This is a genomic window from Chitinophagales bacterium, assembly GCA_017303415.1.
Taxonomy (GTDB): Bacteria; Bacteroidota; Bacteroidia; order Chitinophagales; family Chitinophagaceae; genus SpSt-398.
This window is the reverse complement of the sequence record JAFLBJ010000001.1, coordinates 978,405-994,592: the sequence shown is the minus strand read 5'-3', so window position 1 is coordinate 994,592 and position 16,188 is coordinate 978,405. Positions and strand designations below refer to the sequence as shown.

Here is a 16,188-nt window from a genome sequence, read left to right as displayed (position 1 = left end):
AACTAATTTTTCAAACTGAATACCATGAAACGGACAATTTTACTTTGCCTGGCTGTATGTATGACCCTGCTCGGATCTGCGCAGACCGATTCGACCAAAAAAGATGAATCCGATACCATCCGGATCGGTGGCATGATCATCATTCGCAAAAAAGGTGGCCCCACCGAAATAGGTGACAGCTCCCGCACTTACCGCATCCCTCGTCGTAACCGGGAAAAACCGGCCAATATCGCTACCAACTGGTGGATCTTTGATATCGGTTTCTCCAACTATACCGACAATACCAATTATGGTTCGGCCGCGGCACAAACCGTAGCTCCCGGATTGAATGAAGATAACTTCAAACTCAGCGCGGGTAAATCGCGGAGTGTGAATGTTTGGTTCTTTATGCAACGACTGAATGTGATCAAACACGTGGTAAACCTGAAGTATGGAATGGGATTGGAATTAAACAATTACCATTTTGATGATACCCGTATGCGCATGACCAAAAACCCAACCCTCTTCGCGCTATCCACCAGCGAAGCCAAAAAGGCTAAACTGGCTGCCGACTACCTGACCGTACCCATGATGGTGAACTTCAATTTCACCCCCAAGCGTAAAAAAGGATTTGGTATCAGCGCCGGGGTTAGCGCAGGCTATCTCTACTCAGCCCGCTTCAAAATAAAAGATGATGGAGACAAAGACAAAGTGAACAATGATTTTGACCTCAAACGCTGGAAACTCTCCTATATTGGTGAACTCTCTCTTGGACCTATCAAACTTTATGGCAGCTACGCCATGGATAATATGTGGGACAAGGGGTTGGATATGACACCGTATAATGTCGGGTTCAGGTTGAGTCATTTCTAAGGATATTCGCACAGAAAGCGCAGAAGGCACGGTAAATATACTTCCGTGCCTTCGTGCTTTCTGTAAGAACCAAACTCTTCTGAAAATTTAGTTAAAGCCAAAATTGATAAAAATAATCCCCTCTGGCACGTCGTTTGTCGAATATCTGGACCAAAAGGAGTATTAACATGAAGACCCTGTTACTGGCGGTGGCAACGACGGGCACAACCGCATTTATTCCGGCAACAATTGCCCTCCCTACATCGGTAGAGCGAAGCGCCACCAAGGTGAGCCTGAAGAAGGACAACCTTCCCCGTGGCACTGTGCACCTGGTGATCGATAAATCGGACTATGAATTATCGGTGTACGACGACGATGGCTGGTATGCTACCTACCCCGTTGTATTTGGCAACAGCAGCCTGGCGGATAAAAAAATGGAAGGCGACCGGAATACCCCGGAGGGAAGTTTCACCATTACCGCTAAACGGGTTCATGATAAATGGTATCGATTTCTGTCCATCGATTATCCTACCAAAGAAAGCTGGGAAAAATTCAAAAAGAGAAAAGAAAAAGGAGAGATCCCCAAAAGGGCCACCATCGGTGGAGGCATCGGTATTCATGGCACCTGGCCAAATGAAGACTACCAGATCGACCGGTATAATAACTGGACACTGGGATGTATTTCAATGAAGAATAAAGACGTGGAAGAAGTATATGCGTATTTGCCGGTTGGAACAAAGGTTAAAATTCAAAAGTAGTATTTACCGCAGAGAACAAGAGGACGCGGAGTTACGCAGAGGAATTTTACTACCAAGGCGCAGAGCCTTGCTCAAGGCTAATATCAAGCAACTTTCTCTGCGTAACTCCGCGTCCTCTTGTTCTCTGCGGTGAATCATCTATTTATAAATCTTTCTACCTCCTCCACCCATTTCTCATTCTCCGACCAGCACAACGGCACATGCCCCGACTTTTCATAGATCACTAATTTCTTATCCGTTCCCGGAACCGCGTCAAACACCGACCGCACTTCCCCTTCTTTTACATAATCATCCTGATTGCCCCATTGTATCAAGACCGGACATTGTATCTTCTTTGCATATTTCGCCGTTTTGAAACCATATCCCCAATACCCTTGTTCCAATCCCACCCAAAAAGTGACAAAGAACGCAAAGGGTTCATCGGGAAAACCCAGGTTGCGGGCGCGGCTGCGCAAATGATCCTGCAAAGAGCCAAAAGGCATTTCCAGAATGAGTTTCTCGGGTTTTAATTCATAATCGGCAATGGCCTTTGTCATCACCACCGCTCCAACAGACATTCCCCAGAATACAATATTCTTTTCGCCTTTGGCGCGTAAATGATCGTAGGCCAGTTTGATCTCTTCGGTTTCCTTATACCCAATGGAAAAGGCTTTGCCTTCACTTTCCCCATGCGCCCGCAGGTCAATCAACAGGGTATTGTACCCCATCACCCGAAACTCAGACGCTTCATTTAATGGATGTCCTTTGTTGGATCCAAGTCCGTGTACCAGGATAACAGTACCTACAGCGCTATCCGTCGGTATGTACCAGGCACTGATCTTCTTTCCATTCTTTAGCTGAAAGGCCAGGGTTTCATAGGCAGTAGGTGGTGTGTATTGAATGGGGCTGCGGGCCAACCTTTTCCCCGTCATCAATCGCCAGGTACGCAGAAAGATGGAGCCGGAAGATCCTTGTTGTTCATACACAGCCTTGTCAGTATAAAAATGAGTGAGCCGGTGTGCATGAAAAGCGGCAGCAATATTGATCAGTACGAACTGAAAGATCAATACACGAAAGACCCATCGCAGGATGGTTCTCCAGGTGGTGTTTTTCCGGGCAGGTTGCATGATAAAAAAGGCTGTCCTGCACGAGGACAGCCTTCAAAAATAATTTTTAAACGGGAAGTTTCTAAATATCCCGTGTATTTTGGTCTATTAGCCTCATTTTAAAGAGGTTATACCCGCCCCCGCTTGATCTCCTCCACCACGCCCGGGTCGAGCAAAGTGGTGGTATCGCCCAGGTTATCCATATCTCCCTCGGCAATCTTGCGCAGGATACGCCGCATGATCTTTCCGCTTCGGGTTTTGGGTAAACCGGGAACAAACTGGATCTTATCCGGCTTGGCAATAGGCCCGATCACACGGGTTACGGTTTGTAAAATATCCTGCCGGGTGAGGTTTTCATCACCATGTACATGCTCATAGATAACATATGCATAGATACCTTGTCCTTTGATATCGTGCGGATAACCCACTACCGCGCTTTCCACCACTCCCGCGTGCATATTGATCGCGTTCTCAACTTCAGCAGTACCCAACCGGTGACCGCTTACATTCAATACATCATCCACTCGGCCGGTAATACGGTAGTTTCCGTTTTCATCACGCAAGGCTCCATCACCGGTAAAATATAAATTGGGGTAGGCCGAGAAATAATTGGTGCGGCATCTCTCATGATCACCATAGGTGGTGCGAATGATCGAAGGCCAGGGGAATTTTATACAAAGGTTGCCACTGACGTTGTTACCCAGCACTTCATTCCCGTTCTCATCCACAAGGATGGGTTGCACACCGGGCAAGGGCAGGGTTGCATAGGTAGGCTTGGCAGGTGTTATACCGGCCATATTGGAAATGAGTATGCCGCCTGTTTCCGTTTGCCACCATGTATCAACGATCGGGCATCGGCCTTTTCCAATATTTTCATCATACCAATGCCAGGCTTCCTGGTTGATGGGTTCGCCCACCGTGCCGAGTACTTTTAGCGAATCGAGTTTGTGGCCATGTACATGGCCTAACCCAAATCCCATCAATGAACGAATAGCCGTGGGCGCCGTATACAGCACATTGACCTTGTACTTATCCACGATATCCCAGAAACGGCCTGCATCCGGCCAGGTGGGTACCCCCTCAAACATCAGGGTGGTAGCGCCCGCACTTAACGGACCATATAATATATAACTGTGCCCGGTGATCCAGCCAATATCGGCTGTACAGAAATGAATATCCTCGGGTTGGTATTGAAAAACATTTACAAATGTGTAGCCCGTGTACACCATATACCCGCCACAGGAGTGCACCACGCCTTTGGGTTTGCCGGTAGAGCCCGAGGTATATAAAATAAACAAGGGGTCTTCCGCATCCATTTCCTCCGCCGGAAAATGAACCTTGCCTTCCTGTTCCACCTGGTGTTCGGCATGTTCCATTTCATCCTCCCACCATACATCGCGGCCTTTGAGCATGGAGACCGGGGTACGTGTCCGTGTATAGACAATTACTTTTTTGATTGTCCGGTTCCCGATCAACGCATCATCGATCACACTTTTTAAAGGAATATCCTTGTTTCCCCGATAAGCTCCATCGCAGGTCACAATGAATTCTGCATTGGCATCATACAAACGATCGGCAATGCTTTGCGCGGAAAATCCGCCAAAGATCACACTATGAATGGCCCCTACACGGGCGCATCCAAGTACCGCATAAGCCAGCTCAGGCACCATCCCCATATAGATACATACCCGGTCACCTTTCTTTACACCATTGTTGCGCAGCACCTGGGCAAATTGACAAACACGCTTGTGCAACCGGTTATAGGTTACCACACGGGTTCTTTCCTCCGGGTTATTGGGCTCCCAGATGATGGCCGGCTTGTCGCCCATCTTCTCCAGATGGCGATCGATACAATTCTCGGTGATATTTAATTTCCCGCCCTTGAACCATTCAATATTTGGTTCGGCGAAATTCCAGTTGAGTACTTTATCCCATTTTTTTCTCCAATAAAAACTATCCGCTACCCCGGCCCAAAAGCCTTCGGGGTCTTCTACACTCTTTTTGTAGGCGGCATGATACTCTTCGGCTGACTTGATCTGAAAGGGGTATGACATGACAATCGGTTTGAGGCAATAAAAGTAAAGAAGAAACCAACCGGGGGGAAACCTTATTTTGCTAAAATGGTATATTTATGCTAAAATGATATAGCTAAAGAATTATATTGCTTTCAAACACGATTGCATGAAAGAGATTGCTTGCCCAAAATGCCGCGGGGAGGAACTCATTAAAAGCGGTATCGTCAAAGGAAGGCAACGTTATCGTTGCAAGCATTGCGCCTATTCCTTTACTGTTTTGAAGGAGGGGAAGAATATAGACCCCTACTATGTTATCAAAGCACTTCAACTATACATTGAGGGGGTCACGTTTCGGGAGATCGAGCGTATTCTGGGCATCAGCCACGTATCGGTAATGAACTGGGTGAAAAAATACAATGTGAAAGCCCCGGCAAATTATGAATACCGGCCTACTTACAAAGTATTGACACACGGGGAGCTGCTTGATTTTTTCAGGGATAAGGAGTCGATGAAGAGTGCAGGGTGTATGATCACCGAACTGGGCGACAAATTCATGGTGATAAAATGGGAGCGCTTCCGAAAAAATGGAGGATAAAACTATAACAATTAGCACGAATATACCCGGCGTTTGGCAACTGCCTGAGCAATGTTTGATATTCGGCATGCATTTAAACTTACTTGCTATGCCAAAAAAAACGATTGCACTTGCCGTAGCTGTCTGCGCTTTAATAAAAGCGGGCGCCCAGGGTAATGCCACCCCCGGAGTTGACCACAGCTATAAACCCATGGTCATTAAATTGGATGAAAAGGGTCAGAAATTCATCCGCTTCATTACCTGGCACCAGATGTGGATCACCCACGTCGAAAACAATCCAGGCACCCTGGATGTAAATGGAAATTTCCAGAAGAATTCGAATGACATGGCCATTCGCCGTTCACGTTTTCTTATTCAGGCGCAGGTTTCTCCCCGTTTTATGATCATCAGTCATTGGGGCATGAACAACCAGAGTTTCTTGAATGGGGGTGGTTCGGGTGCCCTTGGTACCGGGGCCAGCGCCTCAGGACAGGGTGGAAAGCGTCCTCAATTGTATATCCATGATGCGTGGACCGAGTTTGCCCTTAAACCGGTGAAATTGCATGTAGGCGCCGGACTCCATTATTGGAATGGGGTATCGCGGTTGAGCAGCCAAAGCACGCTCAACTTCATGACCATGGATGCGCCAATTTTCAATTGGTACAATATAGAAACCACCGATCAGTTTGCTCGTCAGCTTGGTATGTATGCCAAAGGGCAGCTCGGCAGGTTTGATTACCGGGTTCATCTGAATAAGCCTTTTGCCTTTGGTGTGGCACCCAATACGGTTACCAGCACCAATGCTACACATATTCTCAATGAACACTGGAGCACGGGAGGTTATTTCAACATTATGTTGCGTGATAAAGAGAGCAATGTACTCCCCTTCTTTGTAGGCTCATACCTGGGAAGTAAAAAGGTATTTAATATCGGCGCCGGATGGTATCATCAAAAAGGCGTTACGGCTACCAAGCCTTCTTCTACGGCTCCGGTTAAAGAGCATGCCCAAACCAACCTGGGTCTGGATGTTTTTCTGGATATGCCCCTGAATAAGAATAAGGGTACTGCGCTAAATGTGTATAGTGTATTCTATCACTCCGACTATGGCCCTAACTACCTGCGTAATATCGGCATCCTGAACCTCCATGCAAACACCCAAACGGTGAGCAGTAACCCAAAATCAAGCTGGTCGGGCGGGGGCAATATGCAACCCACTTTAGGAACCGGAAATATCTGGTACACTCAGGTAGGTTACCTGCTTCCTAAATTAAAAAACGGGACAGCTTTCATGCCATATGCTACATTTACCTATAAAAATTTTGAACGTATCGGGAAGGCTTCCGGGCAAATGGACCTGGGCCTGAATTACCTGGTCAGTGGGCATAATGCCAAGGTCACTTTGCAGTACAGTACAAGACCGGTGTATGAAACATCAAGCGGAAATCCGATGCGTAGTGGCACCAAAGGACAACTCACCCTTCAAACACATATTTTCCTCTAAACAAAATCAACTATTATGAGTTTCCAAACAGAAAAAAAGGGGCTGGCCGGTATCATTGCCGCTTCTTCGGTGGGGACTTTGATCGAGTGGTACGACTTCTATATTTTCGGAAGCTTGGCCACCATCATCGCCACCAAGTTCTTTCCTTCGGGCAATCCAACCCTGGCGCTTTTGTCCACCCTGGCCACTTTTGCTGCGGGGTTTGTGGTTCGTCCATTTGGCGCTTTGTTCTTTGGCCGGCTGGGTGACCTTATTGGTCGCAAATACACCTTTCTCCTGACGCTTGTCATCATGGGGCTTTCTACATTTCTTATTGGTTGTATCCCCAGCTATGAATCCATAGGCTATCTTGCCCCCATCCTGGTGTTGGTCCTTCGCCTTCTCCAAGGTCTTGCCCTGGGTGGTGAGTATGGTGGGGCTGCTACTTATGTAGCCGAACATTCGCCGGCTGAACGAAGAGGTTTTTGGACCTCGTGGATTCAAACCACCGCTACCGTTGGTCTCTTTGTTTCCCTCCTGGTGATCATTACGGTCAAAGGATCCATGAATGAATCCAAATTCAATGACTGGGGCTGGCGTGTTCCATTCTGGATCTCCATCATCATGGTGGCCATTTCCATCATTATCCGGATGCGGATGAAAGAATCACCTCTCTTTGCCAAAGTAAAAGCAGAAGGAAAAGTTTCGGTAAACCCGCTCAAAGAAAGCTTTGGACACCGCCTGAATTTCAAATTTGTATTGCTCGCCCTCTTTGGCGCTACCATGGGCCAGGGTGTTGTATGGTATACCGGACAGTTCTATGCACTCAGCTTTATTCAGAACACCTTGAGTGTGGATGTATCCCAGGCCAGTAAACTGATCATGTGGGCCCTGCTTTTTGGTACTCCTTTCTTTGTGGTATTTGGCGCCTTGTCCGACCGTATCGGGCGAAAATGGATCATGATGATCGGTATGTTTATCGCGATCGTAAGTTATCGCTATATATATTCATCAATGTATGATGCCGGAAGTGTAAAGGTCAAAACAGAGATCGCAGATCAGGCAAAAACAGTGATAAAAACTGATGCTGATGCCAAACATCCGGGCGACTCCGTGCGAACCACCACGATATCCAGGGTGTATACCGATGGAACTGTATTGACTGAAGTAAAAAAAGAAACCCTGCATGCTGATATCAGCAAGGCCGATCCGGCCAAGGATGTCAAAGTCACCAAAACAGCAATCCTGGATAAAAGCTCCTTCTGGAAACTCGTGTTCTGGGTTTTTGTACAGGTGCTTTTTGTAACCATGGTCTATGGTCCCATTGCCGCCTTCCTGGTGGAAATGTTCCCCACGCGTATCCGCTATACGTCCATGTCGTTGCCGTATCATATCGGCAATGGTATCTTTGGAGGCCTGCTGCCTGCCGTGGCTACTTTCCTGGCCACCAAGGCTACACAGGCCAATGAAACTGCAGCGAAACTGGGGGAAAAACTACCGTATGATAAACCCTTCCTGGAAGGGCTCTGGTATCCGATCATCATTGCTGCCGTCTGTTTGGTCATCGGTGTGTTGTATATTAACGGAGAAGATAACCGCATCGAAGACTAATTTTTCACCTTACAAACGAAATTTATGAATCAGATCAGAAAATATATGGGACTTATTTGGATCGCCCTGGCATTGATCGCAGGTTATTACCTGATCGTATCGCAGGCCATTCCCAAATTTGAAAGCCCCAAACCCGAGGACAGGATCCCGGCCATCATTTATGCCTTTATCCTCACCCCCATCATTGTGGGAGGTCTGCTCGTGTTTGGCTACTATGCCATCAAAGGAGAGTATGACATTTATGAAGACAAAGAACATCACCTGCATATAAAAGAAGACTAATACCGGGCTTTGAAATAACCGCCATGAGATCATGGCGGTTATTTCATTTTTATACTTATCTTTTGGTTAAAATCGCGCTATGCCCGACCGTCTCAAACGACAGCGGTTTGTCTTTCTTGCCATTTTATTGACGGCACTCTTTTCCTATCCCCTCATCAGCCTCGCCGATAAACCCATCACTTTTCGCGGTATACCGGCATCCTTTATTTATATTTTTGGAGCCTGGATCTTTGGCATCATCCTGCTCTACCGAAATGCGGAGCGCAGAGGTAATAAACCCCGCAAAGAAGCATGAACAACTGGATCGTCATCATTAGCGCCCTTGGCTATCTTTGCCTGCTATTTGGGATCGCGTATTATGCCGAGCGGCGGCAACGTGGTGGAAAAAGTCTGATAAACAATCCCTATGTATACGCACTTTCCCTGGCAGTGTACTGTACTGCCTGGACCTATTATGGAAGTGTGGGACAGGCCTCCAAACAGGGATTGATCTTTCTCTCAGTGTATATTGGCCCTACCATTATGGCGGCCCTCTTCTGGCCTGTTCTGCGTAAGGTCATCCGAATTTGCAAAACCCAGCGCATCAACAGCATTGCTGACCTGATCTCTACCCGGTACGGAAAGAATTTCTCCCTTGCGGTAGCGGTTACATTGCTCTGTGTGGCCGGTATTATTCCTTATATCGCCCTGCAACTAAAAGCGATCTCGCTCAGTATGGATGTGCTTTCAGGCACTACCACCGATTCACAGGGACTTGGAAATATCCTGCAGGATAAAGCCCTTTACCTCTCGCTGGCTTTGAGTTTTTTCATCATTTTATTTGGCACCCGTTCCATAGATGCTTCCGAGAAACACGAAGGATTGGTAGCCGCTATCGCCTTTGAATCGGTCATCAAGCTGGTGGCCTTCCTGGCCGCAGGAATTTTTGTAACCTATGGCGTATTCAATGGTTTTGGCGATATCTTTTCCAAGGCCGGGAATGACCTTTCCCTATCCCATCTTTTTAAAATGGAAGGAAATACTTCCTATACCCAATGGTCGGGGTATATATTGCTGTCCATGCTCGCCATCCTGCTTCTTCCACGGCAGTTTCAATTGGGTGTAGTGGAAAATGTGCAGGAGAGCCATGTCCGGAAAGCTATCTGGCTTTTCCCCTTGTACCTATTACTCATAAATATCTTTGTTCTTCCCATCGCCTTCGGTGGAAAGTTGTTGCTTGGCGCCGGGGTAAATGCAGATACCTATGTTTTAGCCTTACCTCTTCAGCAAGGCGCGGGTCTGTTAAGTATTCTCATTTTCATTGGAGGTTTTTCAGCAGCCACCAGCATGATCATCGTTGAAACGATCGCTATTAGTACCATGGTGAGTAATAATATTGCCACGCCCTTGCTGTTGAGTACCAAAAATTTTAAAACTAGGGGTGACCGGCAAATGACAGGGACCATCCTGAACATCCGCCGATTTAGTATTCTGCTGATCATCGCCCTTGCCTATTTGTACGACAAGTTGGTGGCGCAACATTTCACCCTGGTCTCCATCGGTATGATTTCTTTTGCTGCGGTAGCACAACTGGCACCAAGCATCATTGGAGGAATCTACTGGAAGCATGCGTCCCAAAAAGGAGCCATGGCAGGTATCCTTACCGGATTTGCCATTTGGTTCTTTACCGCCGTCATACCTTCCATGGCCAACGCGGGGATCATCAGCAAGGATATTCTTGAAAATGGATTATTCGGACTCTCCTGGCTCAAACCCCATTCCCTTTTTGGTATGGAAGGAATGGACATTGTTACGCATTGCTTTTTCTGGAGTATGTTGTTCAATTTGGTTGTCTTTGTTTCCGTATCGCTCAACAGCGAAAAATCTGCACGGGAGATCTATCAGGGAGAAATTTTTGTCGATATATTTCGCCATTCAGCCGAATCAGACAATAGTGTGATCTGGAAGGGAACAGCCTATCTGCCGGACCTGAATTCACTGTTGCGAAATTTTTTGGGCGAAGAACGGGCCGACAAGATACTGGTCAACTATGCCCAAAGGCATAAAATATCGATGGAGTCAAAAAAGGCAGATCCAAGACTGGTCGCATTTGCCGAAAAGGTACTCAGTGGAGTGATCGGCTCTGCGTCCGCCCGTATCATGGTAAGCAGTGTTACCAAGGAAGAAGAACTCAAGATCAGCGAAGTGTTGCATATCCTGCGTGAGTCACAACAGATGATGGAACTGAACAAGGAATTGCGTCGTAAATCCTCGGAGCTTCAAAAAGCAACAGACCAGCTCACACAGGTAAATGAGCAATTGAAGGATATGGACATGATGAAGGATGAATTCCTTTATACCGTCACCCATGAACTCCGTACACCCCTCACCTCTATCAGGGCCATGGCCGAGATACTGCATGATCACTCGGACATGGAGGACGGGGAAAGACAGCATTTTCTTTCCGGCATCATCCGCGAAACAGAACGACTCAGCCACCTGATCACCCAGGTGCTCAACCTGGAGCGTTATGAAAGTGGACGCCAAAAACTCGATCTGTCAAATGTCATGTTGAATGTTTTGATCGAAGACAGTATCCGTGCCATCAGCCCCCTTGCTTCAGAAAAAGGAGTGGTCATACGTAAACAGATCCCCGATTCCATGATCCTCCTGCGGTGTGATGCCGACCTGATCCAACAAGTGATGTATAACCTGCTTTCCAATGCCATCAAATTTGTAGAGGAAGGTAAGGGAGAGATCAAAATATCCGTTCATAGCAACCACGACGAATGGCAGGTATGGGTGGAAGATAACGGGAAAGGCATACCCCCGGAACTACACGAACTCATTTTTGACAAGTTCTTCCAGGCCCGAAACCAGACCCTGAAAAAACCACAGGGCTCGGGACTTGGACTGGCCATCTGTAAGAAGATCGTGGAGATGCATAATGGCAAAATTGGTGTGGAAAGTGAAGAAGGAAAGGGTTCCCGCTTTATCTTTACACTCCCGATCCATCAATAATATTGTTTGAACCGTGAGTGATTCAAAAAAAATACTGGTCGTAGATGATGATCCCTACATCCTGATGTCGCTTGAATTTTTATTGAAAAAAAATGGCTTTGACGTCATGGTTGCCCGCAATGGCACCGAAGCCCTCGATTTGGTTGAAAAACAAGTTCCACAGATCGTCCTGCTTGATATCATGATGCCCGATGTGGATGGATATGCGATCTGTAAACATATCAAGAGCCACAAAAAACTCAAAGATGCCAAAGTGGTTTTCATGAGCGCCAAATCTAAAGAATCAGATATCCAAAAGGGATACGACCTCGGCGCCTCCCTCTACATAACCAAGCCATTTAGCACAAGACAGTTGCTGAAACAAATGCAGGACCTGGTGAATGAATAATCACCACCGGAAAGCATAATCCAGGGTCTGCTATTCTACCCTCTCGAGGCCAATTTTCTGGTTATTTGGTATACTTCCCCTCCATCTGCAAGCTGCCTGCTGTACCTTGTAGGTAACGATTTGCACCATGGAAAAATACCGCTCCCTTTATAAAGACAGCATTGAGCACAAAGAGGAATTCTGGCAACGCCAGGCCGCTCAATTGCATTGGTATAAACATCCCGAAAAAATTCTTTCTCAAAATGAAAAAGGGTTTTATCGTTGGTTCTGCGATGGAGAGATCAACATGGCGCAGCTTTGTCTCGACGATCAGATCCATCAGGGCCGGGGAGATCAGTTGGCTCTTGTATATGATTCCCCGGTAGCCCATACCATTCAAACGTATACCTACACCGCATTAAAAACCTATGTGGCAAAATTTGCCGCAGGGTTACAGTCCCTGGGTATTGGAAGGGGAGATACGGTCATTATCTATATGCCGATGATACCCGAAGCAGTAGTCGCGATGTTGGCCTGCGCCCGAATCGGCGCGATCCACTCGGTGGTATTTGGCGGATTTGCACCCCATGAACTCGCCATGCGTATCGATGATGCACATCCTAAAGCCATTATCACGGCCAGTTATGGGATCGAATTTGATAAATACATACACTATAAGCCCCTGGTGGATAGGGCCATTGTTGAAGCCAATCATAAACCTTTATATAAAATTGTTTATGAGCGACCGGGCAGTGAGGACGTATTGGAAGCGCCCTTTGAGATCGATTTTAATACACTGATCGGGGATAAGGAAGCCGATCCGGTTCCCGTTTTGTCTACTGACCCTCTCTATATTCTCTATACTTCAGGCACCACCGGTAAACCAAAGGGCATTATTCGGGACCATGGCGGTTATGCCACCGCGTTAAAATTCAGCATGGATCATTTTTACAATACAAAACCGGGTGATGTGTACTGGGCCGCGAGTGATGTTGGCTGGGTGGTCGGGCATAGTTATATAGTATATGGCCCGCTATTACAGGGATGCACCAGTGTATTGTACGAAGGCAAACCCATTCGTACTCCGGATGCCGGTGCATTTTGGCGCGTTATAGAGCAACATGGAGTAAATGTACTTTTTACAGCACCTACCGCGATACGGGCCATACGGAAAGAAGACCATGAAGGAGATGAACTAAAAAAGTATGATATCTCGTCACTGCGCCATTTGTTTCTGGCTGGCGAGCGCTGCGATCCCGCCACCTACCATTGGATAAAGGACCTGTTGCAGAAACCGGTTATTGACCATTGGTGGCAAACCGAAACAGGCTGGCCCATGGTAGGGATCATGATGGGTGTGGAATCTATACCGGCAAAAGCAGGTTCTGCCGGACTACCCGTTTGCGGATATGAGGTGCATATTATTTCCGATGATGGGGAGGAACTCGAAAAAGGGAAAGAAGGTTTCATTGCGGTCAAACTCCCTTTGCCACCCGGTTGCCTGCCCACGCTATGGAACAACGATGACCGATTCATTGCCGGTTATCTCCAGCACTTCCCCGGCTATTATCAAACCGGTGATGGAGGTTATATGGATGAAGATGGCTATTGTTATATTATGGGAAGGGTGGATGATGTGATCAATGTAAGCGGCCACCGGTTGAGTACCGGTGAAATGGAAGAATTGGTGGCTACCCACCCTGCCATTGCCGAATGTGCCGTTATGGGTATTGCCGATGAACTCCGCGGGCAAAGACCAGTTGCCCTGGTGGTACTAAAAGATGGCAAAACAATCGCTGAGCCAGAACTGGAAGAGGAGCTGGTCGCCTTGATCCGTGAAAAAATTGGTGCAGTGGCTTACTTCCGTAATGCGGCCATTGTAAAACGCCTGCCCAAAACACGAAGCGGGAAGATATTGCGCAAAACCATACGTCATATTGCCGATGGGCAAGCCTACTCGGTGCCCTCCACCATTGATGACCCCGCCATCCTTCCGGAAATTGCTGCGAGACTGGAGGAAAGAGGGATCGGCATGGCATTTCAAATTGGATAATATCCGGTCTTTTTCTGGTAAAAACTGCCTCCAAACCGGAGGTTAAATTCACCTTTTTCTTAAACTTTTTTACATGCCCGGCGTTATACTCCGTAACCATGAAAAAAATCGCCATTTTCCTGCTGCTCATCTTCTCGGCTGTACAGGTCATACCCCTGGCGTTTTCTATGCTGGATACTGGTAAAACATTGATTTTCAATATCGACGAAGAAAAGAACAAGGATAAAGGTAATTCGGTCGATGAGAAAAAAGAGAAGAAGGACCCGATGGCTGTTTTGTCAAGCCCCGTTTTTGAAGCCAAAAGAAAAACCTCCGTTTCCCTCGAAAAAGGCTTACCGCATTTGACCCCTTATTTGGAAAAAAATACACCCCCTCCCAACCGGGTGTTGTGATCCGGGCCCATGCCCTGTTGACCCGATGGTAAAACCATCCTTTTTTCATTTCCCTTAAAATAATTGTATGCCTCCGAAATTGAACCCGGTGGCCAGGATATTGAACCTGGTCAAACTGGAACGTAAAGAAATTACGGCCATTTATTTTTATGCCGTGTTGAATGGCTTAATACAACTTTCCCTGCCGTTGGGAATTCAGGCCATCATCAGCTATGTATTGGGTGCCTCCATGCGCGCCTCACTCGTTATTCTTATCTCGTTGGTCGTAGCCGGTGTATTGGCGGTTGGTCTCATGCAGGTGAACCAAATGAAGATCATCGAAAAAATTCAGCAAAAGATCTTTGTACGCTACGCCTTTGCTTTTGCCACGCATATCCCAAGACTTGACCTGAAAAAAAATGATGCGGTCTATCTTCCCGAACTGGTCAACCGGTTTTTTGAGGTACCTGTTTTACAAAAAAGCCTGTCAAAGATCCTGTTGGATATTCCCACCGCCACTATCCAGATCCTGTTTGGGTTGATCCTTCTTTCCTTTTACCACCCGGCCTTTATCCTGTTTGGATCTATCCTGGTACTGGTGCTCTGGCTCATTCTTCGCTATACCGGAAGTTCAGGCTTGGAAACCAGCTTGAATGAAAGCTCCTACAAGTATAAAGTAGCCGGCTGGCTCGAAGAGATCGCGCGGGTGATCAAATCGATGAAACTCGCCCGCAAGAATGATATGCACCTGAAGAAGACCGATGAATATGTGATCGGTTACCTGGACTCAAAGAACAATCACTTTCGCATCCTGCTTTTTCAATACCATGTCCTCGTGATCTTCAAAACAGTGATCACTGCCGCCATGCTCATTGTAGGTACCATGCTGATGATCAATCAGCAACTGACCATCGGACAATTCATTGCGGCCGAGATCGTGATCCTGCTTGTATTGAACTCCGTGGAAAAACTGATCATGAACCTGGGTACTGTTTATGACACACTTACTTCCGTTGAAAAAGTGGCTAAACTCACCGATAAACCGGTAGAAGATAACGGCACCCTGGAATTACCCGCCAATGGCAAAGGATTGAAATTGGAAATGCAAAATGTCTCTTTTGGCTTTTCACCACAAAAGAATATCCTGCATGATATCGACCTGCTTATTCAACCAGGTGAAAAGATCAGCATTACCGGAAAAGAAAGCAGCGGCAAATCAACCCTGCTTCGGTTGATGACCGGTATATATACCGATTTCGAAGGGTCCATCCTGCTGGATGATATCCCCCTGGGGAATTATGAGCTGGCATCGATCCGGGCGCAAACGGGTATTCTTTTAAACCAACAGGATATTTTTCAGGGAACCATTTGGGAAAACATCACCCTGGGTAATGAATCGATCAAGAAGGAATATATCGTTGACCTGGCCAATCGAACCGGCTTGAGTGAATTCATCAATGGGTTAAAGGAAGGATATGACACACCCCTTGATCCCACCGGTAACCGGTTGGCAAGAAATGTCATCCATAAAATTCTACTGGTCCGTGCATTGGCCTCCAATCCGCGCCTCCTCCTTTTAGAAGATCCCTGGAATAATATGGCAGATACCTATCGCCAACAGGTGATGGACCTGCTACTGGGATTAAAAGATACGACCGTGGTGGTGGTAAATAATGATAATCAATTCATCAACCAGTGTACAAAGATCATTCACCTGGAAGATGGGCGGATTCAAACCATTCAATAAACAACAACCAACAA

Annotated in this window: 14 protein-coding genes; 12 read left to right on the top strand and 2 right to left on the bottom strand. The window is 46.9% G+C overall.

Annotated elements, in window-relative coordinates; translation table 11 throughout:
- The first annotated feature begins 24 nt into the window (after positions 1-24).
- Together J0M30_04420 and J0M30_04415 are read left to right on the top strand one after the other, a co-directional pair.
- Entirely contained in the window at positions 25-852 is an 828-nt protein-coding gene (locus J0M30_04420) for an outer membrane beta-barrel protein (protein MBN8666725.1), read from the top strand.
- A gap of 167 nt (positions 853-1,019) precedes the next feature.
- Positions 1,020-1,589, top strand: coding sequence for a L,D-transpeptidase (locus J0M30_04415; GenBank protein ID MBN8666724.1), 570 nt, complete (start codon positions 1,020-1,022; stop codon positions 1,587-1,589).
- Between the two features lie 134 nt (positions 1,590-1,723).
- On the opposite strand, the gene J0M30_04410 is transcribed toward J0M30_04415, so the two are convergent.
- A complete protein-coding gene (locus J0M30_04410; GenBank protein ID MBN8666723.1) occupies positions 1,724-2,695 on the bottom strand; it encodes an alpha/beta hydrolase in 972 nt (323 codons plus the stop codon).
- 107 nt (positions 2,696-2,802) lie between these two features.
- Entirely contained in the window at positions 2,803-4,728 is a 1,926-nt protein-coding gene (gene acs / locus J0M30_04405; GenBank protein ID MBN8666722.1) for an acetate--CoA ligase, read from the bottom strand.
- A 127-nt stretch (positions 4,729-4,855) separates the two neighbouring features.
- On the opposite strand from acs, the gene J0M30_04400 reads away from it, so the two are divergent.
- From J0M30_04400 to J0M30_04355, 10 genes are all read left to right on the top strand, one after another.
- Positions 4,856-5,284 (top strand): IS1 family transposase, encoded by a 429-nt coding sequence (locus tag J0M30_04400; GenBank protein ID MBN8666721.1) that lies wholly within the window; start codon positions 4,856-4,858, stop codon positions 5,282-5,284.
- An 88-nt stretch (positions 5,285-5,372) separates the two neighbouring features.
- Positions 5,373-6,764: a hypothetical protein gene (locus tag J0M30_04395; GenBank protein ID MBN8666720.1), complete on the top strand. Its 1,392-nt coding sequence runs from the start codon at positions 5,373-5,375 to the stop codon at positions 6,762-6,764.
- A 15-nt stretch (positions 6,765-6,779) separates the two neighbouring features.
- Complete coding sequence (locus tag J0M30_04390) at positions 6,780-8,354, top strand: MHS family MFS transporter (protein ID MBN8666719.1); 1,575 nt, start codon at positions 6,780-6,782, stop codon at positions 8,352-8,354.
- Positions 8,355-8,378: 24 nt separating this feature from the next.
- Positions 8,379-8,636 (top strand): hypothetical protein, encoded by a 258-nt coding sequence (locus tag J0M30_04385; protein MBN8666718.1) that lies wholly within the window; start codon positions 8,379-8,381, stop codon positions 8,634-8,636.
- Between the two features lie 79 nt (positions 8,637-8,715).
- Entirely contained in the window at positions 8,716-8,931 is a 216-nt protein-coding gene (locus tag J0M30_04380) for a hypothetical protein (protein ID MBN8666717.1), read from the top strand.
- Positions 8,928-11,636 (top strand): GHKL domain-containing protein, encoded by a 2,709-nt coding sequence (locus J0M30_04375; GenBank protein MBN8666716.1) that lies wholly within the window; start codon positions 8,928-8,930, stop codon positions 11,634-11,636. Before J0M30_04380 ends, J0M30_04375 begins: the two co-directional genes overlap by 4 nt.
- A 13-nt stretch (positions 11,637-11,649) precedes the next feature.
- On the top strand, positions 11,650-12,024 hold the full coding sequence (locus tag J0M30_04370) for a response regulator (protein ID MBN8666715.1): 375 nt from the start codon (positions 11,650-11,652) through the stop codon (positions 12,022-12,024).
- Between the two features lie 127 nt (positions 12,025-12,151).
- Positions 12,152-14,056 carry an acetate--CoA ligase gene (locus J0M30_04365; GenBank protein ID MBN8666714.1) on the top strand — a complete coding sequence of 635 codons (1,905 nt, stop codon included), beginning with the start codon at positions 12,152-12,154 and terminating at the stop codon, positions 14,054-14,056.
- Positions 14,057-14,154: 98 nt separating this feature from the next.
- Positions 14,155-14,448, top strand: a complete 294-nt coding sequence (locus J0M30_04360) for a hypothetical protein (protein MBN8666713.1) — start codon at positions 14,155-14,157, stop codon at positions 14,446-14,448.
- 67 nt (positions 14,449-14,515) lie between these two features.
- On the top strand, positions 14,516-16,174 hold the full coding sequence (locus J0M30_04355) for an ATP-binding cassette domain-containing protein (protein ID MBN8666712.1): 1,659 nt from the start codon (positions 14,516-14,518) through the stop codon (positions 16,172-16,174).
- The last annotated feature ends 14 nt before the right edge of the window (positions 16,175-16,188 follow it).

What these genes read in the sequence shown, in the direction of transcription:
- J0M30_04420 (MBN8666725.1), top strand. Translation starts at nt 25, where the DNA reads ATGAAACGGACAATTTTACTTTGCCTGGCTGTATGTATGACCCTGCTC.
- J0M30_04415 (MBN8666724.1), top strand. Translation starts at nt 1,020, where the DNA reads ATGAAGACCCTGTTACTGGCGGTGGCAACGACGGGCACAACCGCATTT.
- J0M30_04410 (MBN8666723.1), bottom strand. Translation starts at nt 2,695, where the DNA reads ATGCAACCTGCCCGGAAAAACACCACCTGGAGAACCATCCTGCGATGG.
- acs (MBN8666722.1), bottom strand. Translation starts at nt 4,728, where the DNA reads ATGTCATACCCCTTTCAGATCAAGTCAGCCGAAGAGTATCATGCCGCC.
- J0M30_04400 (MBN8666721.1), top strand. Translation starts at nt 4,856, where the DNA reads ATGAAAGAGATTGCTTGCCCAAAATGCCGCGGGGAGGAACTCATTAAA.
- J0M30_04395 (MBN8666720.1), top strand. Translation starts at nt 5,373, where the DNA reads ATGCCAAAAAAAACGATTGCACTTGCCGTAGCTGTCTGCGCTTTAATA.
- J0M30_04390 (MBN8666719.1), top strand. Translation starts at nt 6,780, where the DNA reads ATGAGTTTCCAAACAGAAAAAAAGGGGCTGGCCGGTATCATTGCCGCT.
- J0M30_04385 (MBN8666718.1), top strand. Translation starts at nt 8,379, where the DNA reads ATGAATCAGATCAGAAAATATATGGGACTTATTTGGATCGCCCTGGCA.
- J0M30_04380 (MBN8666717.1), top strand. Translation starts at nt 8,716, where the DNA reads ATGCCCGACCGTCTCAAACGACAGCGGTTTGTCTTTCTTGCCATTTTA.
- J0M30_04375 (MBN8666716.1), top strand. Translation starts at nt 8,928, where the DNA reads ATGAACAACTGGATCGTCATCATTAGCGCCCTTGGCTATCTTTGCCTG.
- J0M30_04365 (MBN8666714.1), top strand. Translation starts at nt 12,152, where the DNA reads ATGGAAAAATACCGCTCCCTTTATAAAGACAGCATTGAGCACAAAGAG.
- J0M30_04360 (MBN8666713.1), top strand. Translation starts at nt 14,155, where the DNA reads ATGAAAAAAATCGCCATTTTCCTGCTGCTCATCTTCTCGGCTGTACAG.
- J0M30_04355 (MBN8666712.1), top strand. Translation starts at nt 14,516, where the DNA reads ATGCCTCCGAAATTGAACCCGGTGGCCAGGATATTGAACCTGGTCAAA.